Genomic DNA, 25,715 nt, shown 5'->3' on the forward strand with positions numbered 1-25,715 from the left:
AGAGGTAGCAACCATGTACAGTTCAATGAGAACCCTGATCGGCGCGGCGGCCTGCATGCTGCTGGCGCTGCCATCCGTCGGAGCCGAGCAGCGCTTCGTCACGGTCGGCACCGGCGGGGTCACCGGCGTCTACTACGCCGTCGGCGGCGCCATTTGCCGACTGATGAACAAGGACCGGCAGAAAACCGGCATCCGATGCTCCACGGAGTCGACCGGCGGTTCGGTCTTCAACGTCAACTCCATCCAGACCGGCGACCTCGATTTCGGCTTGACCCAATCGGACGTCCAGTACCAGGCCTATGAGGGGACCGGAAATTTCGACGGCAAGCCGTTCAAGGATCTGCGGGCCGTGTTCTCTGTCCATCCCGAGCCGTTTACCGTGCTGGCGCGGCCAGACGCCGGCGTCACCAAATTCGAGGACTTCAAAGGCAAACGCTTCAACGTCGGCAATCCCGGGTCAGGCACCCGCTCGTCCATGGAGGAGTTGCTCAAGCAGATGGGCTGGACGCTCGGCGATTTCTCGCTTGCCGCGGAGCTGAAGGCGGACGAGCAGGGCAGCGCGCTGTGCGACAACAAGATCGACGGTTTCTTCTACGGCGTTGGCCATCCTTCCGCCGCGATCCAGGATCCGACCACGGCCTGTGGCGCCAAACTCATCCCGCTGACCGGTCCGGCAGTGGACGCGCTGTTGGCAGCTCATCCGTACTATTCAGTCGCCACCATCAAGGGCGGCATGTACGCCAACAATCCGGACGACGTGACGACATTCGGCGTCCGCGCGACAGTGGTGACGAATGCCAGCACGCCCGATGAGGTGGTCTACGAACTGGTGAAGTCGGTCTTCGAAAATTTCGACGACTTCAAGAAACTGCATCCGGCTTTCGCCAATCTCGATCCCAAGGAGATGATCAAGACCGGTCTGTCGGCGCCAATGCATCCGGGCGCGGAGCGCTATTACAAGGAGAAGGGCTGGCTCTGAGGCCTTCAATGCGAGGCGCCACAGGCGCCTCGCATCGCAAATAATTGTGGGGAACGATGACAGATCAAAGCCAGCGGGCGGCAGGGCCTGACCAACCCGTTATCGACATTGACAAGCTTAGCGAGATCGTCGCCGAGGCCGACACCGGTGGGCGCAAGCCGACCGGCCGCACCGCGAAGCTGATCCTCGGCGTATCGCTGGCATGGTCGCTGTTCCAGCTCTGGTATGCCTCGCCCCTTCCGTTCATGCTCAATTTTGGTGTCATCAGCGATGGCATCGCCCGCTCCATCCATCTGGCCTTCGCCCTGTTTCTGGCGATGCTGACGTTTCCGGCCTTCAAGACCTCGTCGCGCAGCCAGGTGCCGCTGCCCGACTGGGTGCTAGGCATCGCCGGGGCGGCGTCCGCCCTCTATCTGTTGGTCTTTTACAGCGATATCGCCCATCGGCCGGGCCTTCCTACTACGGCTGACCTGGTCGTCTCGATCGCCGGCGTCCTCATCCTGCTCGAGGCCGCCCGTCGCGCCGTCGGGCCTGCCATCACCGTCATCGCGGCGATCATGCTGATCTATATCTTCGCCGGGCCTCACCTACCTGGCCTGCTCGGCCACAAGGGCGCGACGTTATCGCGCGCAGCCTCGCAGATGTGGCTGACGTCGGAGGGGGTCTTCGGTGTTGCCCTCGGTGTGTCCACCAACGTCGTCTTCATGTTCGTTCTGTTCGGAACATTGCTGGAGCGCGCCGGCGCCGGCGGCTTTTTCATCCAGCTTGCCTTCTCGCTGCTCGGCAAATACCGCGGCGGTCCGGCCAAGGCCGGTGTTGTGGCTTCCGGCCTGACCGGCATGATTTCCGGGTCGTCGATCGCCAATGTCGTGACCACCGGAACCTTCACCATCCCGCTGATGCGCCGGGTGGGATATTCTGCGGTGAAGGCGGGCGCCATCGAATGCGCGGCCGGCGTCAATGGTCAGCTGATGCCTCCGGTGATGGGCGCCGCCGCGTTCTTGATCGCGGAATATGTCGGCATTTCCTATGCCGAGGTGGTCAAGCACGCCTTCTATCCGGCGCTCCTGACCTACGGCTCGTTGTTCTACATCGTCGATATCGAGGCGATGAAGACGGGGATGAAGGGCCTGCCGTCACGCAGCACGCACTCCGCATTTCAGGGCGCGCTGCGCGGGCTGATTGGCATATGCGGTTTCATCATCCTCGCAGGGCTTGTCTATTACGGCATTGGCTGGACGAAGATCGTTTTCGGCGCGGCCGCGACCTGGATGATCACTGCCGCGCTGATCGCCGTTTACATCGGCCTTGTCGCCTACCGGGCGCGTTATCCCGACCTGCCGCTGGAGGATCTGGAGGGCGAGATCGTCAGGATTCCCCACTTCGGCGAGACGGCGCGCACCGGCCTGCATTTTCTGCTGCCTGTGATCCTGCTGATCTGGTGCCTGATGGTGGAAGAGTTGTCGCCCGGCCTGTCGGCATTCTGGGGCGCTGTCGCCCTTATGGCGCTGATCGTCACGCAGCGGCCGCTCACCGCCTTTTTCCGCAAGGACCGCGCGCTGGCGCAGCATTGGCTTCACGGTTTCGACGATCTGGTCGGTGGCCTGTCCGCCGCCGCACGCAACATGACGACGGTCGGCATTGCCACTGCGACGGCCGGCATCATCGTCGGCACGGTTCTGCTCACGGGCATCGGGCTGGTAATGACCGAGCTGGTCGAATTCATCTCGGGCGGCAGCTTCATCGTCATGCTTTTGTTCACCGCGGTGATCTGCATCATTCTCGGCATGGGCATGCCGACCACTGCAAGCTATGTCGTCGTCGCCACCTTGATGGCGCCGGTCATCGTCGATTTGGCGGCGCAGAACGATCTTGCCGTGCCGCTGGTCGCCGTCCACATGTTCGTTTTCTATTTCGGGCTGATGGCGGACGTGACGCCGCCAGTGGGCCTGGCGGCTTATGCAGCTGCGGCAATTTCCGGCGCCGATCCGGTGAAGACCGGCATTCAGGGCTTCAAGTACGAGATCCGTACCGGCCTCTTGCCATTCATCTTCATCTTCAACACCGGACTGCTGATGATCGATCTCGAAGGTCCGTTCGATTTCGTCGCGATGGTGGCGACATCGACGCTGGCCATGGTCTCGTTTGTAGCAGCGACGCAGAATTGGATGCTCGTGCGCAACCGCTGGTACGAGACGATTGCGTTGCTGCTAGCCTGTTTCATCTTGTTCAGGCCGGGATTATTGCTCGATCAGGTCAGTGAACCGTATCGGGCAGTACCCGCCTCCGAACTCGGCCGTATCGTCGACGAGACAGCCGAGGGAGGCGCAGTTCGCTTGCGCCTGACGACACTGAACCTCAACGGCGATGAGATATCGAAGCTGGTACGGATACAACTCGGGCCTGCAAATTCATCGGCCGAACGCCTGAAGGCTGCGGGCCTGGACGTCAGTGCGCTTGGCGATAGCGTGACGGTCGGCGTCGTGCGACTGGGCAGCCAGGCGGCCAAATTCGGCCTGCAGCCCGGCGACGAAATCAACCAGGTGCTAGTCCCTGCGGAACGGCCATCGCGCTATTGGTTTACCATCCCGGCCCTGTTGTTGGTCGGTCTCGTCTTCTGGGGTCAGAAGCGGCGAAGGAGGACAATCGGTCTGTAAGCGTCTTGTGAGCGGAAGAGTCTTGGCCAGCATGTCAGTAACAAGAGAACCAAACGGCGCCGCGGAACCGACTAATGCGGAAATGCGCATGACGACGCGCGACCGCCCCTTCGAACCCGTCGACTACGGGCTTTACGCGCTGACGGTCATTGCCTGGAGCGCATCGTGGTTCGCGATCGAACTTCAGGTCGGCAGCGGCGTGTCGAACGAGGTCAATCTGGTCTGGCGCTTCGCCATCGCCACGCTGCTGATGTTTGCCTGGGCGGGTTTTTCCGGTCGGCGGCTCCGCTTTCCGATCACCGATCATTTGCGCTTTGCTGTGCTTGGCATCCTCATCTTCTCGTCGAACTTTCTGTTTTTCTATTATGGCGCCGGCTATCTCGTCAGCGGCTTGCTCTCAGTCGTCTTCTCGCTCGCCTCGGTCATCAACATGCTGCTCGCTGCCTTGGTCATCGGCGAGCGCCCGGCGCCGCGCATTCTCACCGGCGGCCTCATCGGCTTCGCAGGCATAGCGCTGATGTTCTTTCCCGAAATCGCTGCCAACGGGCTTTCCGGCGGCACGTTGGTGGGCCTTCTTCTGTGCCTCTGCGGCACGCTGAGCTTCTGCGCCGGCAATCTCGTCTCCGTCGCCAACCAGCGCCGCGGACTGCCGCTCGTTTCAACGAGCGCCTGGGGCATGCTTTATGGCACTTTGTGGTCGGCGTTGCTGGCCTTCCTGCTTGGTGAGCCGTTCGTGTTCGCGACGACCGCCTCTTATATCGGCTCGCTGGTCTTCCTCGCCGTCATATCGACGGTCATGGCTTTCGCCGCCTACCTGACGCTGCTCGGACGCATTGGCGGCGCCCGCGCCGGCTATGCGACCGTCATATTTCCCGTCTTTGCGCTTTTGATCTCCACGGCGCTGGAAGGCTATGCCTGGACCGCTTACGCGATCGCCGGGCTCGTCCTCGTCGGCGCCGGGAACGTCCTGGTCATTCGCGGGGGACGGCGCTGACGCATGGAATGCTTGCACAATACCGCCGCGTTCCGGTTGTGCGGGTCGCGGTTCTATCGAGCTTGACTCTCCGCATCCTCTGTCTAAGCTGCGGTCAATGGGTCAGACCAATGTACCAGGGTGGCCCGGGAGGGAACTAAACGCGCATGCCGATCCAGGCCGTTGAACCACGCCGGCTTTACCGACAGGTCGCCGATCAGCTCAGGCAGCTGATCGATGCCGGCGAGTTTTCCGTCGGCGACCGCCTGCCGACCGAGCGGGATCTGGCCGACCAGCTCGGAATTTCCCGCCCGACAGTCCGTGAAGCGCTGATAGCGCTGGAGGTTGAAGGCCGCATACGCATCCGCGTCGGCTCGGGTATCTACGTCACCGATCCGCCGAGCGCCGCCGCCTCCGAACCCGAAGTCGAGGAAGGCCCGTTCGAGCTGTTGCGCGCGCGCGAATTCGTCGAAGGCGCGATCGCCGCCGAAGCGGCCCTCCAGGTCCGGCCTGCAGATATCGAACGGCTCGACGACGTGCTGCGCCGGATGGAGGCCATGCGTCACCCCAACAAGATGACCATTGCGCTCGACCGGGAATTCCACACCGCCGTCGCCGGCATTCTCGAGAACGCGGTGCTGGTGCGCTTCATCGGCGAGCTTTTCGACCAGCGCATGAACCCGTACTTCGAACGCCTGTCGATCTATTTCGAGACCAGCGATTCCTGGCAGGTCGCGGCAAAGGAACATCGTGCCGTGCGTGATGCAATTGCCGCGCGCGACCCCGAGCGGGCCAAGGCCGCCATGCAGCAGCATCTGCGCCAGTCGCAAATCAGATTCTCACGCAATTTCGATGAGAGAGCCGCAGCCACGGAGGTTGCGGAATAGCAGTTGGCCGGGGGGAGATCCGGCCGTCAAGTTCAACCAGGGAGGAATTAGATGCTGAGAAAATACGCAGTTCTGCTCGGTGCGATCGCCGCAATTGCCATACCCATGGCGTCGGCCTCGGCGGAAACGGTCCTGAAATGGGCACATGTCTACGAGACGACGGAGCCCTTCCACACCGAATCCGTGTGGGCTGCCGACGAGATCAAGAAGCGCACCCAGGGCCGCTACGCCATCGACGTCTATCCGGCCTCGCAGCTTGGCAAGGAAGCAGACATCAACCAGGGCCTGATGCTCGGCACCGTCGATATCATCATTTCCGGATCGAGCTTCGCGGCGCGCGAATATCCACCGATCGGCGTCACCTATTTCCCATACACTTTCCGCGATGCCGACCATTTGCTGAAATACACCAAGAGCGACGTCTACAAGGCCCTGACCAAGGGCTATGAGGACAAGACCGGCAATCACATCGCCGCCACCACCTATTACGGGACGCGGCAGACCACCTCGAACCGTCCGATCGCCAAGTGCTCCGACATGCAGGGCCTGAAGATGCGGGTTCCCGACGTGCCGGCCTATCTGGCCATGCCTCGTGCCTGCGGCGCCAACACCGCGCCGATTGCCTTCGCCGAGGTGTATCTGGCCCTGCAGAACGGCACGGTCGAGGCCCAGGAGAATCCGCTGACCACCATCGAGGCGAAGAAATTCTACGAGGTGCAGAAGAACATCGTGCTCACTGGCCATATCGTCGATCATCTCAACACCATCATATCGGCGTCGCGCTGGGCCTCGCTTTCCGACGAGGACAAGAAGATCTTCACCGAGGTGATGCAGGAGGCTGCCGCCCGCGCCACGGCAAAGATCGTCGCCCGCGAAAAGGAACTGGTGCAGGTATTCAAGGACCGCGGCATCAGCGTAACCGATGTCGACCGTGCCGACTTCGAGAAGAATGTGCTGGAGAAGGTCACCTTCGAGGAGTTCGGCTACAACAAGGCCGATTGGGAAGCGATCCGCGCCATCAAGTAGGGCACCGGGAAATCAGATGCTTGATCAAGAGGATAGAGCGGCAATCGGATTTGCTGCTTTAACCTGCCCTTACGTCCGGCTCCGGATTGCGCCGGACGGCCTTTTCAATCCTTGACGACCCACCAGCTTCGGGAGCCCGCGCCGATGGCCGAGGAACACCACATCGAGATCACCGTCGAAGAGATCGCGCACGCCTTCGAGGAGGTGCCGGTACACGTCGACCTGTCGGACCACGGCATCGAGGACTGGATCACGCTTGCCGTATTCTGGGGCATGGTCGTGTGTGTCTTCCTGCAGTTCTTCACCCGCTATGCGCTGAACAACAGCCTTGCGTGGACCGAGGAGATCGCCATCAACGCGCTCGTCGTCGTCGTTTTTCTGGGCGCCGCCATGTGCGTGCGCCTTTCGCGCCATATCCATGTCGACGTGCTTTACCACTATCTGCCGGAGCGCGTCGGCCGCTGGCTGGCGCTCGCCGTCGATGTTATCCGCATCGCATTCTTCGCCTACGGATCCTGGCTGATGTGGCGCTACGTCACGATCGTGGCGCATGAGCGCATGGTCACCGTCAACCTGCCGCGGCGCTGGTTTTTCTACGCCGTACTGGCCGGGTTCGTGCTGATGCTACTGCGCTCGATCCAGGTCTTCATCGGCAATTACAGGCGCGGCTATTCGGTGCTCGAGCGTCCTGGCGCGTTCGAGACGGCGGGGGTCTGAGCGATGCTGCTTCTGGTCGGGGGCTTTCTTGTCCTGATGCTCATCGGCGTGCCGGTCGCCGTTTCGATGGCGGCCGCGTCGATCCTTTACCTCGTCATCTACGGCGTCGCGCCCGATATCATCGCGGCCCAGCGCATGATCGCCGGGGTGGAGAGCTTTCCGCTGCTCGCCGTTCCGTTCTTCATCCTGGCCGGCAACCTCATGAACATCGCCGGCGTGACCGGGCGCATCTACTCCTTCGCCCTTGCCCTGGTCGGCTGGATGAAAGGCGGCCTGGCGCAGGTCAACATCATCGGATCGGTGATCTTTTCCGGCATGTCGGGCACCGCGCTCGCCGACGCCGCCGGCATCGGCACAATCGAGATCAAGGCGATGAAGGACCACGGCTATCCGATCGACGCCGCGGTCGGGGTTACCGCCGCTTCAGCCACGCTCGGACCGATCTTCCCGCCTTCGCTCCCCTTCGTCATCTACGGCATGATGGCCAATGTTTCGATCGGTGCGCTGTTCATGGCCGGCATCCTGCCCGGCGTGGTCATGACCGTGCTGATGATGATTACGGTTGCCATCTTTGCCTACAATCGCGGCTGGGGTTCCGACACGCCTTTCGAGCTTCGGCGGCTGGCCGAAGCGGCGGGCGAGGTGCTGGTGGTGGCTGCCTTTCCGATTGGCTGTTACGTGCTTGTGCAGCTTGGCCTGTCGATCAACATCGCGGTCGACATCGCGCTGCTGCTACTGATCGCCGCGGACTGGTATTTCGATTTCTCCGCGGTCATGGCGCTGATGACGCCGGTCATCCTGATCGGTGGCATGACGATGGGCTGGTTTACGCCGACCGAAGCGGCGATGGCGGCTGTGATCTGGTCGCTTTTCCTCGGGCTGGTGCGCTACCGCACGATGACGCTGCGTTTGCTTGCCAAGGCTAGCTTTGACACGATCGAGACGACCGCCTCGGTGCTTTTCATCGTCACCGCCGCATCGATCTTCGCCTGGCTGCTCACCGTCAGCCAGGCAGCACAGCTGTTCTCGAACTTCATTTTCGCGCTCACCGAAAACAAGTGGGTCTTCCTGATCCTGGTCAACATCCTGATGCTGGTGGTCGGCTGCTTCCTCGATACGATCGCCGCGATCACGATTCTGGTGCCGATCCTGCTGCCGGTCGCCGCCGTCTACGGCATCAACCCGGTGCATTTCGGGCTGATCATGACTCTCAACCTGATGATCGGGCTTTTGCACCCGCCGCTCGGCATGGTGCTGTTCGTGCTGTCGCGCGTCGCCAAGCTCTCGGTTGAGCGCACCACCATGGCGATCCTGCCGTGGCTGGTGCCGCTTATCGTGGCGCTGCTTCTGATCACCTTCATACCCGCCATCACGCTTTGGCTGCCGACCGAGATGGGCTTGATCCGGTGAGTGGCCAGGTGATTGCCGCGACGCTGTTCGGCCCGCAGGACCTGCGCGTCGTGGAGCGTCCGCTTGAACCGCTGGCACCAGGCATGGTGCGGGTGCGCTTTGGGGCAGGGGGCATCTGCGGCTCCGACCTGCATTATTTCCGCCATGCCCGTACCGGCGACTTCGTCGTCACTTCGCCGCTTGTCCTCGGCCACGAAATCTCAGGCGAAATCGTCGAGATCAACGGCGCCGCGCCCGGCCTCGGCATCGGCGACCATGTCGCGGTCAATCCGTCGCGCTGGTGCGGGCGTTGCGCGCGATGCCTGGAAGGCCGCGCCAATCTCTGCGAAAACATCTATTTCATGGGTTCGGCATCGAAGACGCCGCATATGCAGGGCGGCTTCGCCAGTCTGTTCGACGCCACGCCCGCGCAATGTTTCAAGGTTCCATCTGACGTGGCCTACCAGGCGGCCGCACTTGCCGAGCCGCTGGCGGTCAGTCTGCACGCCGTCGCGCGGGCGGGCGACGTCAGGGGCCGCAACGTCGTCCTGTTCGGTGCCGGCCCCATCGGTCTCTTGACCATGCTCGCGGCCAGGCTTGCCGGCTGCGCTGAACTGACCGTCGCCGACATCGCCGCCGCGCCGCTCGCCTTCGCCCGCAGTTTGGGTGCCGACAGGACGATCGGCCTTTCCGGCGGCGACGCCGAACTCCAGGCGCTTGCTGCCGGCGATTCGCTTGATGTGGCGTTCGAGATTTCAGGCACTGCCGCCGGCCTTGCCGCGGCGATCGCCAGTGTCCGGCGCGGCGGCACGGTGGTCCAGGTCGGCAATCTTCCCGGTGGCCAGATCCCGCTGCCTGCCAATGCAGTGATGGCCAAGGAGATCGACCTCAAAGGCACATTCCGCTTCGGCACGGAGTTCGGCCGGGCGGTCGATCTCATCGTGTCGGGGGAGGTGGACGTCCTGAAGCTGATGACAGCGGAGCGCACGCTTTCTTGCGCCCCCGATGCCTTCCGACTTGCCGCCGACCGTTCACAGAGTGTCAAGGTCGTGCTGACCGCGGACTGAATCGTGGTTTTTGCCAGATCGTTGGCGGCCATAACTCATTGCGAACGGACGAAACTCAGAACGTGCTCGACGTATATGCTCCCACCCAGGTCTCCGGTTAAACTCCGGAGCAATACCCGGCAGCTTGCTGTCAAAATTGTTGGCAGCAAATCCGCTCGCGATTAAAGCCCCTCGTCGCGGGATTTCGCTCAGTTCGGCCATTCCTCGTCCTGCCAATCGCGCGCTGCGTGGATCACCCGCAAAATTGAAATGCTTTGTCGGGCGTCCTTGGCGGTCACGGCATAAGCGATGATGTAGGGCAGGCGGCTCAAAGGCTTTTCATAGGTGCCGGATACACGGCCGGGTCGCCCGGTTGCCATTTCCCCAAGCGCGGCCCCTGCGTCCAGAATCCGGTCTGCTGCCAGGCGCGCAGCGCGCGGATTATCCTGCGAGATATAGGCGATCTGTTCCTTGATGTCGTCCAGCTTACCGCGAGACCACTGAACGGCTCGCGTCACACCTTGCGGCCCGTGCCGGCATCAATCGCGGCATAAATTTCTGCCATAGCCTTATCATGAGACACGATGCGCCCAGCTTCGACATCAGCAAGGCCGCGCTTGATACCTTCAATGATTTCAAGCTCGCGATCGACATACGCTGCGACGGCTTCACCTGCGAGGAATGACTTGCTACGCCGGGTGTCGGTTTGCGATCCGGTCGAGCTTTTCCTTTACATCGGGACTGACGCGAATTGTCATAGTGGTGCTAGCGGCCATAGCGGTGTCCTGTGTTGATCGGTGTACACCTTAGCACAGAGCGCCGCGCTGGTTCATTATCCCCTGACCGCCGAGCCGACGATCGAATCCACAAAGAAGCGCTGCAGCAAGACGAAGAGCACCAGTGGCGGGAGCACGGCAAGCGTGGCGCCAGCCATCACCAGTCCCGTGTTTAGAGCGCCTCTGTTGTAGCTGAGCAGGCGACTAAGGCCGATGACGATTGGATATTCGTGTGCATTGCCCTGTAGAACGGTCAGCGGCCAGAGATAGCTATTCCAGTGATAGACGAAGGCAAACAGCGCCAGTGCCGCGATTGCCGGCGCCAGACTGAATCGAGGATGCGCAAAGTCCCTGTTTTTTGCGAGGCAATCGGCGCTTCACTGTGCAGGTACAAATAGAATGTGCGACCGTGCTGGCTTCCCAGCATCAGGATAGAGCATACGCCCGGAACCTTCATAGCCCGATGCCGCGCTTCTTTCCCAGGTTCCAATCCACGCCCCCCATATCCGAGCACACGACCCCGATGACTTGATTACCCAATCGCTTTTCGAGCGACGGCGACCAGGGCACGAGCTTGAATTCGAGTCCATTGTCGATCATCGCGAGCCGGCCTGAAGCCAGCGAGAAACGCCGCCGGTAAATCCCAGCCACATGATCGCCGTTGGCAGCCTTCGTGAACGAGAGGCCCGTCTGGGCGGCGAGGCGGGCACCGAGCGATTCCACCTCATGATCGTGTAAAGTATCGATCAGATTGCGCACAAGAATGACGCGCTGTCCCTCGCGCTTGGCCAGATCGCGGCTGACAAGGTGGTCGACCCGATCTTGCAGTGCCTGTCTTACGTCCCTACCAAAGCCGCCGTCACCGAATTCGGCAGGCTCGCGTGCAACGAGTTGGCGATCGAGCCAAGTCGCGCCGGAAGCATGGACCTGCTGTTCGATTGACAGGTCGGAGCGGACCGCGAGCGTGACCCGGCCACCGCCATTTGCACTCGCATCGCGGCACAACTCCACGACCGAGCCCGGGTCGGAGTCTCCGGCCGCATCAGGGTCATGGAAGCGAATGTGGTGCGTGCGTCCATCAATGCCATCGACGATGGCATAGGCCGCGCCGCGCCGTTCGTCATAAAGGCCGCGTTCGAGCAGTCGGCCGATCACGGGCGCATCAATCCTTTCGGCGGCTAGCACATAGTCGGCCGTCCCTTTTTCTAGCCCATGCACAGTGAGGCTGCGGTGCATGCGCTTGATGATGTCGCCGCGTTCACCGAGGGCGCGCAAAGTGGGCTCGGCCTGTTCGACCACTATCCACTGGCCGGGACGGATCTCGTTCGCGAGGCCCAGGCTTTCCAGTTGCCGCAGCCGGCCGACTTTGAGCCCCAGGAACTCGTCGGGCCGGCGATCAGGATGTGGCGCGAGATCAATGATACCATGACGGTCGGCGTCACGAACAAGCTGGCGATCGAGCTGCGTCCAGCGCTCAGTGTCGACCTGGCGCTCGATGGCCCGGCGGATGTCGAGGTCCATGCGGAGCCCAAGCTTCTGGGTGAGAATGTCGCTCGCCCGATCGCGCATGCCCTGGCGGATGTAGTCCCGCGAGATGACAAGGCTCTCGCCATCGTCGGCAACGCCGCGAACGAGGATGTGAACGTGCGGATGTTCGGTGTTCCAGTGATCGACGGCTATCCAGTCGAGCCTCGTGCCGAGGTCGCGCGCCATGTCGGCCATCAGGTCACAAGCGAAGTTCTTGAGGTCGCCGAGCTCCATTGCATCGTCTGGCGAAACGATGAAACGGAAGTGATGCCGATCATCCTTGCAGCGGTCGCAGAAGGCGTCATGATCTGCATCTTTGGTGTCGGGACCGAACATCCTCGCCTTCTCACCATCACGTGTAACACCTTCGCGGCGAAGATATTTGAGATGGGTGGCGAGTGGCCCAGACCCTCTGAACTGCCGTACCACACGGGTCTTGACGACGGCGCCGCGTGACCGGTCAGAGATGAGGCGACTGGCGCGGATGCTCGCTGACCTGCCGCGGCCAAACGTTGAAGCTCGCGGGGAGGTGATCCGACCCTCGCGTGTAAGGTGACCGCCGGCGCGCTGTGTGGCCGCAAGAGCCTGGAAGATGAAGGGTCGTGCGCGCTGGCCGGCGCGGGAGCGGATGCGACCAGGGCGGACGCGAAAGCTATCGTCACGCTTCATGCTAGACGGCCACGAGGTGCGGTTTCCATTGAAACACTGAAAAATTGGGAATAGCGCACATCGCTGATTGTGCCAGCACATTGCGAAATGAGACGAAAATTGTAAGGAAAACAATCGGCCGAACCGAGCCGCACCTCGCGGCCCTTTATCCTGCCAATCTCTCTGTTCTCATCCACAGCCAACCCTTCCGCCGCAATTTCCGCGACGGAACAGGCCGGAATGCAATTGAGGACGAACGTGGCGATCATCGCGATATGGCTAAAGAGGGCTGAGCGAATAGGCCGGAAACAGCGTGGTTCGATTGGAAATCGGTTTCACCCGGCTGTGGCTCGATCGCGGTCAGGTCCGCAGCAGGATCGCCCATTGGCGACCGCATTGCGGACGAATAAATCGCCGCAAAGATCGTCTCGGCATAACCATTGCCATCCGATGCAGCGGCGTTCCGAATGTCATGGGGATGCGGAAAGATCGTTGCACCTTGCCGCGCGCGCCGCGGAGTGAGAACTGCACCATCGAGCAGCGGCGCAAGTTTCCTGACGTAGTCGACCGTCTCGCGTGGCAGCGGACGGCCGGTTAAGAGATGTTCCGTGTAACGACCAGGACCGGCATTGTAAGCGGCAAGAAAGCCGCTGCGCCCGAAGCTGTCGAGCATTTCGCGAAGATATGCTGCACCTGCAAGAATGTTGTTACGCGGTTGATAGGGATCGTCACCAAGACGGTATTTGATGCGCAGTTCCTGCCACGTCGCCGGCATGATCTGCATCAAGCCCATTGCGCCCTTGCTTGAAAGCGCACGAACATCGCCGACGCTCTCAACATGCATAACGCCGCGCAGCAACTGCTCTGGAATGGCGAAGCGTTTTGACGCTTCCCGGATATGCCGCGACCACGGGCCAGCCGACAAGATCGTCGACTCGGAGTGCGCCGGCCGTTCACCAGCACAGGAAGTCGCTGCACCAGTTTCGGGCGCCACGAAGCCGAGCATGACACATGCGGCAAACGTCGTCATGCCTCTGTGGGCTGCGTCCCGCAGACCGCAGAACCGATGCGCTGCCAGCCTGCGACGGTGTTCGCTTCCGTTAAGGGTAGGGGCTCGCCAATCGAACCGGCTTTGCCAAAACTGTGATGAAATCGGTGTCCGCAGCCACAAGCAAGTGTCCGGCCCCCTCTTGGCTGCCTCGCGGGCGGTCGGGTCGAAGGTTTTCGCCGGCGCGCAATGGATCAAAAGGGTTGGCGAGAAGGATTCGTCGAAGGGCTCCAGAAGCATCTGTTCAGCCTCGCCCGTCGCGCTTCGAAGATCGCTTCCAGTGCAGGCTCCAGACGCTGTTCTCTGCATCGGACCGGAACAGCTTGGCGCGGATCGGCTGCGTAAAGGACGGGTCGTCTATTGAGACGGAGAGGTAATCCCCAGCCTTGTCTCCGGCGCGGTCCCAAGCCGCACCGACCGCCATCCCTTCGCAATAGATCAGATGGTCGGGCGCGTTTTCGGTTTTGGATTTCTCGGCAGGCAGGATGGCAATCTTCGCCTCGATTGTTAGCGTGGAGAGATTGCCGAAGAAGCCGTCATCATTGCGCGTGAAGGTTCCGATCTGGGTCATTGCAGTGCTCCTTTCTGAGTGTTGGTGCGCGTCGAGCCGAGCCATCACGGCTCGCTAGCGAGGGATCGTTGGTGATATCCAGTACCGGAGTGGTGCGCTCCGTGGTCCAGACGGGAACCGCGCGGCCAACTATCGATGAGAGCGGGAGCGGGCCGAAATAGCGGCTGTCAAAACTGTCGGCTGCACCCGGGTTCATAAGGAAGACGTCGGCCTCGGCAACGTCGCGGCAGCCCTGCCAGATGGGCAGGGATCGACCACGACTGTCACGCTCGCGCGCATGTCCATACGTCTTGCCGTTGACGATGATCATTGTGCCTTGGCGACAGACGGTTGCGCCCCCGAGTGCCAAAACACGCTTCAGGAGCGGCACTTTTTTCGGCAGATAGCCGCGTCTTGCCATGAAGGCCGCCAATGGCTCGGGCGGCATGATGACGGCGATATTGGCAATACCGATTTTGTCGGCCGGCTGGACGCGATAGAGCCCGACGGGGATGCTCGCCGATGCGTTCCAGATGGACAGCGGCGGATGGCTAATCCATGCCGGCGCCGCGGCGAGCACTGCGCCGCCAACCATGGTGGCGATGATCTTTGTGCGTCTGCTCATGACTCGATCCCGGGGCGCAGCAGGAAAGCTTTACGACGCTTGCCGGCGTATGGACTCGGCTGCTCGCGTGCGGCTATCCGGCTGTGGACGTGCCGCCGTTGACGCGGCGACATGAAGGTCAGGATTTGCTGCTGTTTCGCCGCTACCAAGCGGCGCGGTTGCAATCTCCTGGCTTGCGCGTGGATGGTTTGCGACGCAGCCCAGACCAGGATGGCAGCGTTCCAAATCGTTGCCATGCCGTGCACACTTGCCGCCTCAACGCAGGTCGGTTCTTCGCCCGCATGAGGGTGGATCGGTGTCAGGTGGCGGGATTTCACCAATAAGACGAGCTGCCGCGCCACGACGTCCCGCGTGCCGCGTGGAGGGAAGCCGGTTGAGGGGATATAAGACAGCGCAAATTGCTGCTGAACGGTCTCGCGATACTGCATTTTCGGTGCGCCACAGATCAGGTGCTGCGGTCGCGCCGGCCGACATAGGCGGGCGCGCGGGCTGCATGGGGTTTTGCCGGCGGAACATAGGTCGCATTGGCATCGCTGGTGGAGGTGCGTGCGCCCAGCTCTATCCAGGCGTGCAGGTCGTTGATGTCGTAGAGAACGCGCCCGCCGACCTTCCGGTATTTTGGGCCGGTGCCGTAGGTCCGGTGCTTTTCGAGTGTGCGGGCGCAGAGCCCGACGATGGGTGCTGCCTCCTTCGTGCGCAAATACTTTTGGGGCGCGTCCGCGGGACCCTTCGACATCGCTCGATCTCCATTCGGTTCTGCTGTCGTCCTGGCCTGCCGGGACGCGCGAAGTGGACCATGATCGAAATGAGGAAAGGCGAGGGAGGGCAAAGATTGGGGGGCGCGTTTTTGCTACCCTTTGCTACCCCGAAGAAGGACTTCGGCGGCCGGACTTTTCGCTGCGGTTGTGGGGGTAGAAGAGAAGATCGCGATAGCCGCCGGCGACTAAAAAAGCTGCACGGCGTAAGATAGCTCGGACCTTGTGGCGGAGATGATGATCACGCCAATCTCGCGGCACAATCGGCTCTTGCGAAAACAGCACCTCCGCGAGCTGACGATACGTTGCACCCGTGCGGTGACCATCATGTGCGCGTAAATTGAGGATATGCCTGGTCTTGGTCTGTTGCGGCAGCGCGCCGTAAGATGAACTTCCTGCCCGGCCGTTCAGTGCGCGCCAGAACCGGCGCGCTGCATCGAGCCGCGTCTCGAATGCAGCGTCGAGCGGCAGAAGGATAGCGTTGAATTCACCGGCGCGGTCATCAGCGACGAGATGACTTTTCCCAATTAAGGTAGACCAAGTAATGTGAAGGCCTTCGTCCTGCGGCCAAACGCTGGCTCCGGCAAGGCTGGAAGGTCGAACTGTTTGATGGGATGCGGATACCTGCATGACCCGGAGCACGCGCGGCGAGGCCTGTTCCGTCCAGATGATATTGTCCGCTTTCGGAACTCCGGCACCGGCAGTTTTGAAATCGCGCGCCCCAACGGGCGGCGAGATCGGGCTGACCGGCAGGTTCTCCAGAACCAGCGAGTTGCGATGCAAGCTGGCTGCACTCTGCCACGAATTCGTCATTCCGGATCAGATACTCGGCAGCGAACTCCGTAGCCTGGTAGCTGCACATGTGTGCATACGCCGCCGGATCGGTCCAATCGCCTTGCACTGTTCCTGTCCTCTCCGCGTACCCGGATGTGAGGCGTCGGCGTCAACATTCCCGGCGGATAAGGAAGTTGAATAGTTGGAGAGTCGACAAACCATTATGCCGACTCAGCAAAGTGGAGCGCCGGCCGCGTCAGTGCGGAGCGCCGCCAGCGAGAAGATATCGGTAGCCGCTGGTCGTTATCCATCGCGCGCGGGCAAGATGGGTTTCCCAGGACCGGAACGCTCGTTCCGGCTCCTGCTCCGGGTCTATATGCAAGACGATCCTGGCCACCTCTCGCCAATCGGCATCTTCCGCCGCCGCGTCAAGCAGGCGAATGTAGGTGAGCAGACGCTCCTCGTCATAGCCGGTCAGGACCGAGGCATCCGGCGCAATGTCGGCGACATCAGGATCGAGCAGCGGTTTAAGCATGGTATTTGACCGTTCATATTTCGATCGCGATCTCGAAGGAGCCGTCCTTTAGATCGAGCACCAATCATAGCGAATAGGAACGATCATTCCTAGAACGATAGTTCCCTTTCTGGTCCCTAATCCGCCATGAATCTCAAGGAGATCATGGCGGCCAACATGCGTCGTCTGCGCCATGACCAGAACGTGACGCAGGAGGAACTGGCCGCCCGCTCTGGACTGAGCATGCGTTACGTCGGATCGATCGAGCGCGCTCGGGTCTCGGCCAGCATCAGTGTTCTTGGGAGGATCGCAACTGCGCTGAATGTGGACCCATGCGAGTTGATCAGAAAATCGGCACCGTGAGTTGACGCGGGAAACACCTCGAATTTTCGATGATCGGCGAGGCGACATGCAGGAATGAAGTCTCCAGTCGCGAACACGACAGGTAGTCGCCCCGAAGTCCGACGGAGCTCGTTGCGCAGCGACTGCGCTCATCTTGTCGTGAAAAGGAGGACGGCCCCGCCCTGTTCGTCCGGGCGGAGCCTTGGTCGGGGCTTTACTCCGCGTTGCGGCGGCCGTTGGGGCGGGACCAGATGAGGCTGTAGTCTTCGCCTTGCTCATCGTTGAAGAGGTTGGCGTAGATCGGAGCGGTGAAGCTCGGATCGTCCAGCTTCAGGCCGAGAAAGTCGCGGCCTTCATTGGAGCGCTTGGACCAGGCGGCGCCGATCTCGACCCGCCCGACGAAGACACGGTGGCTGGGGGCGTTGTCGCCAGAGCGGTTGGCCTCGGGGATGATGCGGACGTTCTTGGCCTGGAGCGAGAGGGTGACGATTTCGCCGGTGAACTCGTTGTTGCCGGTCCTCTTGAAGCTTCCGATTATCGCCATGAGTTTTCTCCTTGAACTCTGTTTCGAGCCCGCACCATTGCGGCCTCGATGGCGATCGGCGGGCCGCAGGCGATCGACGCCGCATCGCTTGCGACCGCAGCGCCAGCGGAGGATGGCAGCCAAGCGACTTTGTTGTTTGGCGAGGAATGACGGCGCAGCCGGCAGGGGAAGAAAGTCGATTGGCGCCATTGCGGCTTAGGCGATCGAGGCGCAGCCGACCTTCGGCCAGATCAGCCCATTAAAGAGGCCGTTTGGAGCGGCCCACCAGATAGAGACATCAATGGAGAACCTGGCGATACCGTCGCTGGCGAAATCCTGGCTACGACGGTCACCGGCGTCGATGCTCCTCTGTACGGGATCGCGAAGTCGCAAGCTGTTGTCAGCAACGCGAATAAGACACGCACGTGATGGTTCAAGTCACGGCTGACGTGCACCACCGGATATGCGCTATCTTTAGAACGGGTCGGAACGCCGTGGTGGATTCGAACTGTGCGTCGCGCGATGCCGTGTCAGCGACGACGCTAACAATGCGACGGCCAAAAAAGCATCCTGCCCACGCCGGTTGTTCGGTGAGTTCGCCCAGATCCAGGCCCTGTTCGGTTGAACGGGCGTCGTTTATTCGCAGCTGTGATGCCAGCTGCGACGCAGCTGAAACGTTGACGGCAAGCGTGACGGCGTCGCGCGCCTTTGCTAGGGCGCGGACTTGAGCATCGCAAAAAGACGGACGGGGCTGGAGCCGGAGATCCGGCATCCCGGGCCAAGCACTCCAGCGAGCTGCAAATACAGTACGCGCTGCCCGATCGCGGCCGTATCGCACAATCGAAAAAAGGGTAGGGGCGGGCAGCGCTTACGTGCCGCCTCCCTTGGGGCGGAAGTCGAGGACTGGGATGCCGAGCTTCTTTGCCTTGTCTGCAAGATTGTCCTGAATTCCGGTCCCGGGAAAGACGATGACGCCTATCGGCAGCGCCTCCAGCATTACGTCATTGCGCTTGAACGGGGCGGCTTTGGCATGCTTTGTCCAATCAGGGGCAAAGCCGATTTGGGGTACCTTGCGACGGTCTGCCCAACAGGAGGCGATCCTTTCGCCACCCTTCGGCGATTTCCCGTGCATCAATACCATGTCGGGATGCCTGGCGTGGACCTGGTCGAGCTTGGCCCAGATCAGCTGGTGGTCATTGAAGTCGAGCCCAGCGGTGAAGGCGATTTTCGGGCCAGGTGGCAGAAGGACTTCCTGCGAGGCGCGTTTCTTGGCGCTGAGAAAATCGCGGCTGTCGATCAGCGCAGAGGTCATGTTGCGATGGTTGACCATCGATCCGCTGCGCGGTCGCCAACTCGATCCGGTGTGGCGCTCGTAGTGCTCCGCGGCCTGATCACGCATCAGTTCGAAGGCGCTTTGGCGTTCGATCAGCGTCTGCCCTTCGGCCGTCAGGCGTTCCAGCTCGACGGATTTCACTTCGCTGCCGTCCTGCTCACACTGGCTGCGGCGTTGCGCCTGCTCGTTGTGATCGAGTTCGCGCTCGATCCGATCTGCGGCGCGGTGAAAGATGTTGACGGTCGACCACAGAAGATCGTCGAGATCGGGCTCGAGGCGAGTGTCTTGCAGTGCCACGATGAGGGCGTCGAAGATGTCGGCGATCGCGCCGGCGACGCAGTGGCCCTCTGGAAGCGGTCGAGGATCAGGCTCATCCACGAAGGGACGGTAGCCATAGAGCTGGAGTTCGGTGAGGACGTGGTCGATGGGTGAAGACGAGTGCTGTGGTTCGTAGTCGTCATGCTCGCTCATTGGATGCTCCGCCGGTTGGACCGCGACCCTCGCGGCCTTCATGGCGACGGAAGCCGGCGAACGGGACGGACCTGCACCCGCAGCGAAGCGAAGGGCCGGAGTGTCAGCGGAGGAGGGTGAAGGCCGGCTATTTTGCTTCGCGATGGAAAGCGCTCCGTTGGGGGAGCGCGCCGGAAAATAGTCGGCCGGAGACATTGCGGGTCCGGGTCGTTTGCTGGCCGATCGCCCTCTCGAAGGCCCGCAGGCGCGGTTCTCTCCGACTTCAGGAGCATCCAGTGATGCAAGCGACAGCGGACAGGCTGTTCGTTCCGAGTTATCCCGCCACTGCCATGAAACGGGCGATGTCCTGCGGGGCGAGCTGAACACGGACTGCTGCTCGAACGGCATCCACGCCTAGCGTACAGAGATCTTCGTTGAGGTCCCCAAGTGCCGGCGAGAGCACGACCGGCTCGATCCCGGCAGCATTCGCTCTTTCGATCAAGGTGTCACGCGCGCCATTACCGGCTGGATCGGCGTCGCGCACGATGTAGAGCCGTCTCAGCGTGAGGGGGAACAGCATGGCAGCAAGATGGGCGGCCGAGAGTGCCGCTGCCATAGCCATATCGGGCAGGATGCACCGAAGCGACAAGACGGTCTCGATGCCTTCGCCGCCCGCCATGACGTCGCCCGGCAGGCCAAAGCGAACCGCGTGACCAAGAAGATCGCCCATTGCGCGCCTCGGCGTACCGACCGGTGCCTTGCCCCAGCCGGAAGGATCAAGCCATGTGCGATGTGCGCCAGTCAAATGGCCGTCGAGATCGGTGACTGAAGCGATCATCGCCGGCCAGGTCTCAGTCGGCGCTTGTTCGTTGGGCCGGTAGTAGCAGCGCGGGTGAAAACGCAGGCTTCCGGTCCCGTGCAAAGCGGTAATACTGCGGTTGCGCAGATACGCCTCTACGACCGTACCCGCAATCGGCTGCGACATCGCAAACAGCCGACGCGCTGCTTCCGATGATCCGGATCGCTTGTCTACCGATTTCGGCCGGGGAGAAATCTGCTCTGGTTCGGGATGCGGCAAGCCGAGAAAAGTCATTGCTTCATTCGCAACGTCCTTGAAGTTGCTGAAGCCGCGGCTTTCGCGGATGACGTCTAGAAGGTCGCCATGCTCGCCAGTCGCCGCATCGGCCCATTTGCCGGCTGCTCCTTTTCCGTTTGCTGACCCGACGAGCCGCACGAACATTGAGCGGCCCGGCGTGTTTTGCGCATCGCCGACAAGCCAGTAGCGGCCCTCGCGATGCCCGTTCGAAAGATAGTAGCGACAAACCGCCTCAGCCTGCCGGCTGAGCCGGTGCGCCAGTTCTGACGCATCGTGGCGGGCCATCACGCATCCTCCCGCGTGTCGATGCGCTGGACTGGATAACCCTTCAGGAGCTTGCCCAGAATTGCGGGTCCAGATGCGTCGGCCGGCACGAACATGCGCAGCTTCCAGGAGATGATCTCTCGGAAGAGGCCGTAAGCCGAAAGACGGTCACGCATAGTGTCGTTGAAGCCCGTCAGCTCGATTCGGCTGACGCCCATGACGCGGCTGCGCCGAAGCTGCAGACCATCGGCGAGGTCCAGGATCGTTCGACCGCCCAGAAGCGCAACGAAAGCGTCACTGGCTGTGATGGAAGACGAGCTTGTTGCCTGTGCGCCCGCGATCCATGCTGGCGGGACCTGACGACCGATGATGCGCTCGCCATCGTCAGTCTGGAGCCGGTACACACGTGAGAATTCCCTGGGCAGACGCTTCCAGATCGGCAGCAGCATGCCGGCAACGACATGGATAGTGCTGTCCGTGAATTCGGGCACGTCAGCCGACTCGACACCCCAGGCGTCAGCGAATGCAGCCTGCTCAGCCTCAACCCAGTGGCTCTCCGCCATCATCTTCAGTGAGGCCTGATGGTGCTCCATCGGCCGGATCAGCCGGACGCGCCATTCGATCTCGCCGTTGTCGAGCATGAGTGCGGGCGCTGGCACCTGTACGGCGGCGCGGCCGGATCGGTTGTTGACCAGGAGCTTCGCGCGGGGATCGTGAAGCTGGGCAAGGGCATCGGCAAGTGAAACGGGTCGATTGCGCTTGCGCTGGGCGATGGTCAGCAGTCGTGTTTCCGCACCGGTGGCGGCATGGACATGGATGACGCGTCGCTCGGTGACGACGACGCTCTCCGCACGCAGTGTTTCCAAGCCGATGTCGTAGGCACCGGAGGCGATGGCGCCCTCGATTTTCGCATTTAGCAATTGTTCGAAGGCCGTAAACAGGGCGGTTTGAAGCGCAATGGTAAGCGCCAGCAGCCGATTGAGGAAGGTCGTGATCGGCGGCAGTTCGTCCTTGATGCCGGTGGAATCCGTCAGTGTGAGGCCGGTCGCTTCCTCGAACATCTGGAGTGAGCAGCCGTCCACCTTGCCGCGAACCAGCAGCAGGTAAAGCTGCCGCAACGCGTCGCGGGCATAGTGCGACTCCAGATTGTCCTCAGGGCGAAATAGGCCTTGGCCACCGGTCTGGCGCTGGCCGCGCGTAATGGCGCCCAATGTGTCGAGCCGCCGGGCTATCGTCGAGAGAAAGCGCTTCTCAGCCTTCACATCGGTCGCAACCGGCCGGAACAGCGGCGGCTGCGCCTGGTTCGTGCGGTTGGTGCGCCCTAAGCCCTGGATGGCGGCATCGGCCCTCCAGCCCGGCTCGAGCAGATAGTGAACTCGAAGGCGGCGGTTCTTCGCAGTGAGATCAGCGTGATAGCTGCGGCCAGTGCCACCGGCGTCGGAAAACACCAATATGCGCTTACAGTCATCCATGAATGCCTGTGCCTCGGCGAGATTGGCCGATCCGGCGCGATTTTCGACGACAAGGCGATCGATGCCTCGAGTGCTGGTCTTGCGCACGATTCGGCGCGACCGGCCTGTCACTTCCGCTACGAGGTCGGTGCCGAAGCGCTGTACGATCTGATCGAGTGCCCCCGGGACGGGGGCCAGCGAAGCGAGTTGCTCGATGAGGCGATCGCGGCGGGCGACCGCTTCGCGGCTCTCCACGGGCTGGCCGTCGCGATAGACCGGACGTGACGACAAATTGCCTTCGCTGTCGGTGAACGGCTCGTAGAGTTGCACCGGGAACGAATGCTGCAGATACGAGAGGACATATTCGCGCGGCGTGATATCGACGCGAACGTCGTTCCATTCCTCGGTTGGAATTTCCGCGAGGCGCCGTTCCATCAGTGCCTCGCCGGTCGAGACGATCTGGATGACGGCGGCATGGCCCTGACGGAGATCGCGCTCGATCGAGCGTATCAGGGTCGGCGTCTTCATGCCGGTGAGCAAATGCCCGAAGAAGCGCTGTTTCGTGCTCTCGAATGCCGAACGTGCAGCCGACTTTGCCTGACGGTTCAGTGTCCCGGTCTCGCCTGTGACGTTGGCGGCCCGCATCGCGGCGTCGAGATTGTTATGAATGACGCTGAACGCTCCGGCATAGGCGTCGTAGATGCGGGTCTGCTCGGGGGTAAGCTGGTGCTCGACCAGCTCGTATTCGACACCATCGTACGAGAGCGATCGGGCCGTATAGAGACCGAGTGCGCGAAGGTCTCGGGCGAGCACTTCCATGGCGGCAACGCCGCCAGCCTCGATCGTCTCGACGAATTCGGCCCTGGTCGCGAAGGGCAAATCCTCACCACCCCATAGGCCCAAACGCTGCGCGTAGGCGAGGTTGTGGACGGTGGTTGCGCCCGTCGCCGAGACGTAGACGACGCGGGCGTTCGGCAGGGCATTTTGGAGGCGGAGCCCGGCGCGTCCCTGCTGTGAGGCGGCGACGTCGCCGCGTTCTCCCTTGCCGCCTGCGGCGTTCTGCATGGCATGGCTCTCGTCGAAAATGATCACTCCGTCGAAGTCGGTGCCCAACCATTCGACGATCTGCCGCACGCGCGAGACCTTCTCACCGCGTTCGTCGGAGCGCAGCGTGGCGTAGGTGGTGAATAGGACCCCTTGATCGAGGCGGATGGCCTTGCCCTGCGGGAACCGCGACAGCGGCGTGACCAGCAGGCGCTCCATGCTGAGAGCAGACCAGTCGCGCTGGGCGTCTTCGATCAGCTTGTCGGATTTGGAGATCCACACTGCCTTGCGGCGGCCCTGCATCCAACTATCCAGGATGATGCCGGCCGACTGGCGGCCCTTGCCGGCGCCCGTCCCGTCGCCGAGCATGAAGCCCCGGCGGAATCGGACGACGTGCGCGGCATCGTCGCGCGCGGCAGAGACAAGATCGAAGGTGTCGTCCACCGTCCAGGAACCGGCGAGGAACTCCGAATGGGCCTCGCCGGCATAGATGACTGTTTCTAGCTGCGCGTCGGACAAGAGGCCGTCGCTGACAACCTTGGCAGGAAGAATCGGCCGGTAGCTCGGCTTCGGCGGAGCAACGGATGCCATGGACGCCGATTGAACCAGCTTGGTCGGATGCGGATGGGCGCCCGGAATGCGGATCGCCTGCAACCCGTACTCCTCATAGATGCCATCGGTGATGTGCCTACTTTCGGCAGGCCTCCAGTCCACAGTCTCGTAGGCAAGCTCGGCGCCTTCCGGCTCGGCGAGGCTGCGCACCGGAGAGGAAGCGGTGGATCTGGCGAGATCACCGCGCACCGTGCGCGCTGTGGGCCCCAGTGCCTTGACGGCGGGCGCAAAAGCCGAAGCGCTGACCGGCAGCCGTGCGGGAACGTGCTCGCCAATCCTGGCGATCAGTGTCGCGACGTCGGGCGCCGTTCCGGCTGATGCTGGAAAGATGCCTGGATTGTCGGCCGGCAGTTTGTCGATGACGGTCAGCCGGGTCTCGACGGTGGTGCCATGCCTGGCGTAGACGGCGCCGTCGATCGCGGCGGTGAACACCACGCGACCGCGCTCCTGGAGCCTGACGAAGGACTCGCGCCAGATGCGCAGCTCTGGGGAAAAATTTGCCCCAGTGATTGCGACAAGCCGCCCCCCCTCGGCGAGCCGGGCCAACGCAGAGGCGACGTGGCGGTAGGCGGCGTCGGGCATGCGGCCGCTGACGTTAGCAAGCGCCGAGAACGGCGGGTTCATCAGCACGACGCTTGGTGCAATGCCGGGATCGAGATAATCATCGATCTGCGCTGCGTTGAAGCGAGTGACGGGGATGGCCGGAAAGAGCAACGAGAGAAGCCCGGCGCGGGCCTCGGCCAGTTCGTTGAGCAGCAGTGTGCTGCCGCTGATCTCGGCCAGAATAGCAAGTAACCCGGTGCCGGCGGAGGGCTCCAGCACGCGGTCGGCAGGGGTGATTGCCGCGGCAGTCACGGCCGCCAGACCGAGCGGAATGGGGGTGCTGAACTGCTGAAGCGCTTCGGTCTCTTCGGAGCGGCGCGTGTGCGTTGGGAATAGGCCGGCGATCTTGCCCAGCATCGGAAGTGCGGCGGCCGGAGAACCGGCTTTGCGGAAAAGCGACTTTCCGTATTTGCGCAGGAACAGCACCGTCGCGACTTCGCAAGCGTCATAGGCTGATTTCCAGTCCCATGCGCCGGACGCATCGGAGGCAGCGAAGGCAGCTTCCATGGCGGAGCGAAGGCTCGAGACGTCGACGCGCTTACCGCGTTCGAGATGGGGCAGAAGAAACTGCGCCGCGCTGTGGATGGCGGCAGCTGGTTCGACAGCCGGGGATGAGACAAGCGGAAGCGGCACTGCCGGAGCGGCAGTCTTCGAAGAAACATCAAGCATGGAGAAAACCTCGAGGAGAGCGGAACGGGAATGAACCGGGCGGCCCTCTCTCTCGACCAATCCGGCTCAAATCCGCCCTGGCCGGCCTCTCCCCTCCGGACTGCGGTCTTGCCGATGACAATCCTTCTTCGATCCGGGCGCCGCGCCGCTACCCGCCGTCAGCGCAACGACGACAGCGGCAACGCGGTTGGCAGCCCGGGGGCGATATCTTGGCACGCAGTGGGAACGGCGGGGCAGCAGCCGCCGAGCGAGAAGGACGCGGCAGATGCGGCCAATTGGCTTTGCCCGTGTGAGAAAGTGAGCATCCGATAGGGTAGGAAAGGGCGCGGGGCGGGCCCCCCCCCGCCCCGCGGGGGGGGATTTTTAACCGGCCTGTTGGGCGAGCGGGGGTGAAAAATGGGCGAGGGGGGTGTGAGGCATTAGGGGCGCGGGTGCCC

The 25,715-nt window shown here is 62.2% G+C and carries 24 protein-coding genes and 1 pseudogene; 9 read left to right on the top strand and 16 right to left on the bottom strand.

All coding sequences use genetic code 11. The features are described from left to right. Positions 1-25 precede the first annotated feature (25 nt). The 8 genes from NKH41_RS07975 to NKH41_RS08010 all read left to right on the top strand — a co-directional run bounded on the left by NKH41_RS07975 (position 26) and on the right by NKH41_RS08010 (position 9,695). A complete protein-coding gene (locus tag NKH41_RS07975) occupies positions 26-979 on the top strand; it encodes a TAXI family TRAP transporter solute-binding subunit (RefSeq protein WP_352768919.1) in 954 nt (317 codons plus the stop codon). A 56-nt stretch (positions 980-1,035) separates the two neighbouring features. Then, a complete protein-coding gene (locus NKH41_RS07980) occupies positions 1,036-3,636 on the top strand; it encodes a TRAP transporter permease (protein ID WP_352768576.1) in 2,601 nt (866 codons plus the stop codon). Between the two features lie 88 nt (positions 3,637-3,724). Next, positions 3,725-4,630 carry a DMT family transporter gene (locus NKH41_RS07985; RefSeq protein WP_352768574.1) on the top strand — a complete coding sequence of 302 codons (906 nt, stop codon included), beginning with the start codon at positions 3,725-3,727 and terminating at the stop codon, positions 4,628-4,630. 146 nt (positions 4,631-4,776) lie between these two features. Next, the gene (locus NKH41_RS07990; protein WP_352768571.1) at positions 4,777-5,496 is read left to right on the top strand and encodes a FadR/GntR family transcriptional regulator; all 720 of its coding nucleotides are present in this window, start codon (positions 4,777-4,779) and stop codon (positions 5,494-5,496) included. A gap of 51 nt (positions 5,497-5,547) precedes the next feature. Continuing rightward, positions 5,548-6,522, top strand: coding sequence for a sialic acid TRAP transporter substrate-binding protein SiaP (locus NKH41_RS07995; protein WP_023717039.1), 975 nt, complete (start codon positions 5,548-5,550; stop codon positions 6,520-6,522). A 144-nt stretch (positions 6,523-6,666) separates the two neighbouring features. Further along, entirely contained in the window at positions 6,667-7,239 is a 573-nt protein-coding gene (locus NKH41_RS08000; protein ID WP_352768569.1) for a TRAP transporter small permease, read from the top strand. Between the two features lie 3 nt (positions 7,240-7,242). Further along, a complete protein-coding gene (locus NKH41_RS08005; RefSeq protein WP_352932388.1) occupies positions 7,243-8,649 on the top strand; it encodes a TRAP transporter large permease in 1,407 nt (468 codons plus the stop codon). Further along, the gene (locus NKH41_RS08010; protein WP_352768566.1) at positions 8,646-9,695 is read left to right on the top strand and encodes an L-idonate 5-dehydrogenase; all 1,050 of its coding nucleotides are present in this window, start codon (positions 8,646-8,648) and stop codon (positions 9,693-9,695) included. The genes NKH41_RS08005 and NKH41_RS08010 overlap by 4 nt, the downstream gene beginning before the upstream one ends. A gap of 188 nt (positions 9,696-9,883) precedes the next feature. Here NKH41_RS08010 and NKH41_RS08015 read toward each other — a convergent pair whose 3' ends face one another. The 12 genes and pseudogenes from NKH41_RS08015 to NKH41_RS08070 form a co-directional block, all read right to left on the bottom strand. Then, the gene (locus NKH41_RS08015; protein WP_352768564.1) at positions 9,884-10,192 is read right to left on the bottom strand and encodes a type II toxin-antitoxin system RelE/ParE family toxin; all 309 of its coding nucleotides are present in this window, start codon (positions 10,190-10,192) and stop codon (positions 9,884-9,886) included. Beyond that, positions 10,189-10,450 (bottom strand): annotated as a pseudogene (locus NKH41_RS08020) (CopG family ribbon-helix-helix protein). The gene NKH41_RS08015 and the pseudogene NKH41_RS08020 overlap by 4 nt, the downstream one beginning before the upstream one ends. A 453-nt stretch (positions 10,451-10,903) precedes the next feature. Further along, positions 10,904-12,646, bottom strand: coding sequence for a relaxase/mobilization nuclease domain-containing protein (locus NKH41_RS08025; protein ID WP_352768562.1), 1,743 nt, complete (start codon positions 12,644-12,646; stop codon positions 10,904-10,906). Next, entirely contained in the window at positions 12,643-12,894 is a 252-nt protein-coding gene (locus tag NKH41_RS08030) for a hypothetical protein (protein WP_352768560.1), read from the bottom strand. Before NKH41_RS08030 ends, NKH41_RS08025 begins: the two co-directional genes overlap by 4 nt. Continuing rightward, complete coding sequence (locus NKH41_RS08035; RefSeq protein ID WP_352932393.1) at positions 12,891-13,655, bottom strand: lytic transglycosylase domain-containing protein; 765 nt, start codon at positions 13,653-13,655, stop codon at positions 12,891-12,893. The genes NKH41_RS08030 and NKH41_RS08035 overlap by 4 nt, the downstream gene beginning before the upstream one ends. A 262-nt stretch (positions 13,656-13,917) precedes the next feature. Further along, positions 13,918-14,244, bottom strand: a complete 327-nt coding sequence (locus NKH41_RS08040; protein WP_352768557.1) for a DUF736 domain-containing protein — start codon at positions 14,242-14,244, stop codon at positions 13,918-13,920. Next, positions 14,213-14,848: a S26 family signal peptidase gene (locus NKH41_RS08045; RefSeq protein ID WP_352932396.1), complete on the bottom strand. Its 636-nt coding sequence runs from the start codon at positions 14,846-14,848 to the stop codon at positions 14,213-14,215. The genes NKH41_RS08040 and NKH41_RS08045 overlap by 32 nt, the downstream gene beginning before the upstream one ends. Further along, a complete protein-coding gene (locus NKH41_RS08050) occupies positions 14,845-15,276 on the bottom strand; it encodes a replication initiator protein A (RefSeq protein WP_352768553.1) in 432 nt (143 codons plus the stop codon). Before NKH41_RS08050 ends, NKH41_RS08045 begins: the two co-directional genes overlap by 4 nt. 17 nt (positions 15,277-15,293) lie before the next feature. After that, complete coding sequence (locus tag NKH41_RS08055) at positions 15,294-15,584, bottom strand: helix-turn-helix transcriptional regulator (protein ID WP_352771559.1); 291 nt, start codon at positions 15,582-15,584, stop codon at positions 15,294-15,296. Positions 15,585-15,708: 124 nt separating this feature from the next. Further along, on the bottom strand, positions 15,709-16,149 hold the full coding sequence (locus tag NKH41_RS08060) for a DUF2285 domain-containing protein (protein ID WP_352777613.1): 441 nt from the start codon (positions 16,147-16,149) through the stop codon (positions 15,709-15,711). Beyond that, on the bottom strand, positions 16,106-16,465 hold the full coding sequence (locus tag NKH41_RS08065) for a transcriptional regulator domain-containing protein (RefSeq protein ID WP_352768913.1): 360 nt from the start codon (positions 16,463-16,465) through the stop codon (positions 16,106-16,108). Before NKH41_RS08065 ends, NKH41_RS08060 begins: the two co-directional genes overlap by 44 nt. Positions 16,466-16,633: 168 nt before the next feature. Then, complete coding sequence (locus NKH41_RS08070) at positions 16,634-16,912, bottom strand: DNA -binding domain-containing protein (RefSeq protein ID WP_352470545.1); 279 nt, start codon at positions 16,910-16,912, stop codon at positions 16,634-16,636. A 126-nt stretch (positions 16,913-17,038) separates the two neighbouring features. Between NKH41_RS08070 and NKH41_RS08075 the strand changes: the two genes are divergently transcribed. Continuing rightward, positions 17,039-17,254, top strand: coding sequence for a helix-turn-helix domain-containing protein (locus NKH41_RS08075; RefSeq protein WP_023674290.1), 216 nt, complete (start codon positions 17,039-17,041; stop codon positions 17,252-17,254). Positions 17,255-17,447: 193 nt separating this feature from the next. On the opposite strand, the gene NKH41_RS08080 is transcribed toward NKH41_RS08075, so the two are convergent. From NKH41_RS08080 to NKH41_RS08095, 4 genes are all read right to left on the bottom strand, one after another. Continuing rightward, positions 17,448-17,777, bottom strand: a complete 330-nt coding sequence (locus NKH41_RS08080) for a DUF736 domain-containing protein (protein WP_352768910.1) — start codon at positions 17,775-17,777, stop codon at positions 17,448-17,450. Between the two features lie 847 nt (positions 17,778-18,624). Then, positions 18,625-19,560, bottom strand: coding sequence for a DUF2493 domain-containing protein (locus NKH41_RS08085; protein WP_352768550.1), 936 nt, complete (start codon positions 19,558-19,560; stop codon positions 18,625-18,627). Between the two features lie 313 nt (positions 19,561-19,873). Beyond that, on the bottom strand, positions 19,874-20,920 hold the full coding sequence (locus NKH41_RS08090) for a DUF7146 domain-containing protein (protein ID WP_352768548.1): 1,047 nt from the start codon (positions 20,918-20,920) through the stop codon (positions 19,874-19,876). Further along, positions 20,920-25,278: a strawberry notch-like NTP hydrolase domain-containing protein gene (locus NKH41_RS08095; RefSeq protein WP_352777600.1), complete on the bottom strand. Its 4,359-nt coding sequence runs from the start codon at positions 25,276-25,278 to the stop codon at positions 20,920-20,922. Before NKH41_RS08095 ends, NKH41_RS08090 begins: the two co-directional genes overlap by 1 nt. Positions 25,279-25,715 lie beyond the last annotated feature (437 nt).

This window comes from Mesorhizobium sp. M1169 (genome assembly GCF_040318345.1).
In the GTDB taxonomy this organism is placed as follows: Bacteria; Pseudomonadota; Alphaproteobacteria; order Rhizobiales; family Rhizobiaceae; genus Mesorhizobium.

Coding starts and splice junctions, on each gene's coding strand:
- NKH41_RS07975 (WP_352768919.1), top strand. CDS start 26: ATGAGAACCCTGATCGGCGCGGCGGCCTGCATGCTGCTGGCGCTGCCA.
- NKH41_RS07980 (WP_352768576.1), top strand. CDS start 1,036: ATGACAGATCAAAGCCAGCGGGCGGCAGGGCCTGACCAACCCGTTATC.
- NKH41_RS07985 (WP_352768574.1), top strand. CDS start 3,725: ATGACGACGCGCGACCGCCCCTTCGAACCCGTCGACTACGGGCTTTAC.
- NKH41_RS07990 (WP_352768571.1), top strand. CDS start 4,777: ATGCCGATCCAGGCCGTTGAACCACGCCGGCTTTACCGACAGGTCGCC.
- NKH41_RS07995 (WP_023717039.1), top strand. CDS start 5,548: ATGCTGAGAAAATACGCAGTTCTGCTCGGTGCGATCGCCGCAATTGCC.
- NKH41_RS08000 (WP_352768569.1), top strand. CDS start 6,667: ATGGCCGAGGAACACCACATCGAGATCACCGTCGAAGAGATCGCGCAC.
- NKH41_RS08005 (WP_352932388.1), top strand. CDS start 7,243: ATGCTGCTTCTGGTCGGGGGCTTTCTTGTCCTGATGCTCATCGGCGTG.
- NKH41_RS08025 (WP_352768562.1), bottom strand. CDS start 12,646: ATGAAGCGTGACGATAGCTTTCGCGTCCGCCCTGGTCGCATCCGCTCC.
- NKH41_RS08030 (WP_352768560.1), bottom strand. CDS start 12,894: ATGATCGCCACGTTCGTCCTCAATTGCATTCCGGCCTGTTCCGTCGCG.
- NKH41_RS08035 (WP_352932393.1), bottom strand. CDS start 13,655: ATGACGACGTTTGCCGCATGTGTCATGCTCGGCTTCGTGGCGCCCGAA.
- NKH41_RS08040 (WP_352768557.1), bottom strand. CDS start 14,244: ATGACCCAGATCGGAACCTTCACGCGCAATGATGACGGCTTCTTCGGC.
- NKH41_RS08045 (WP_352932396.1), bottom strand. CDS start 14,848: ATGAGCAGACGCACAAAGATCATCGCCACCATGGTTGGCGGCGCAGTG.
- NKH41_RS08050 (WP_352768553.1), bottom strand. CDS start 15,276: ATGCAGTATCGCGAGACCGTTCAGCAGCAATTTGCGCTGTCTTATATC.
- NKH41_RS08055 (WP_352771559.1), bottom strand. CDS start 15,584: ATGTCGAAGGGTCCCGCGGACGCGCCCCAAAAGTATTTGCGCACGAAG.
- NKH41_RS08065 (WP_352768913.1), bottom strand. CDS start 16,465: ATGTGCAGCTACCAGGCTACGGAGTTCGCTGCCGAGTATCTGATCCGG.
- NKH41_RS08070 (WP_352470545.1), bottom strand. CDS start 16,912: ATGCTTAAACCGCTGCTCGATCCTGATGTCGCCGACATTGCGCCGGAT.
- NKH41_RS08075 (WP_023674290.1), top strand. CDS start 17,039: ATGAATCTCAAGGAGATCATGGCGGCCAACATGCGTCGTCTGCGCCAT.
- NKH41_RS08080 (WP_352768910.1), bottom strand. CDS start 17,777: ATGGCGATAATCGGAAGCTTCAAGAGGACCGGCAACAACGAGTTCACC.
- NKH41_RS08085 (WP_352768550.1), bottom strand. CDS start 19,560: ATGAGCGAGCATGACGACTACGAACCACAGCACTCGTCTTCACCCATC.
- NKH41_RS08090 (WP_352768548.1), bottom strand. CDS start 20,920: ATGGCCCGCCACGATGCGTCAGAACTGGCGCACCGGCTCAGCCGGCAG.
- NKH41_RS08095 (WP_352777600.1), bottom strand. CDS start 25,278: ATGCTTGATGTTTCTTCGAAGACTGCCGCTCCGGCAGTGCCGCTTCCG.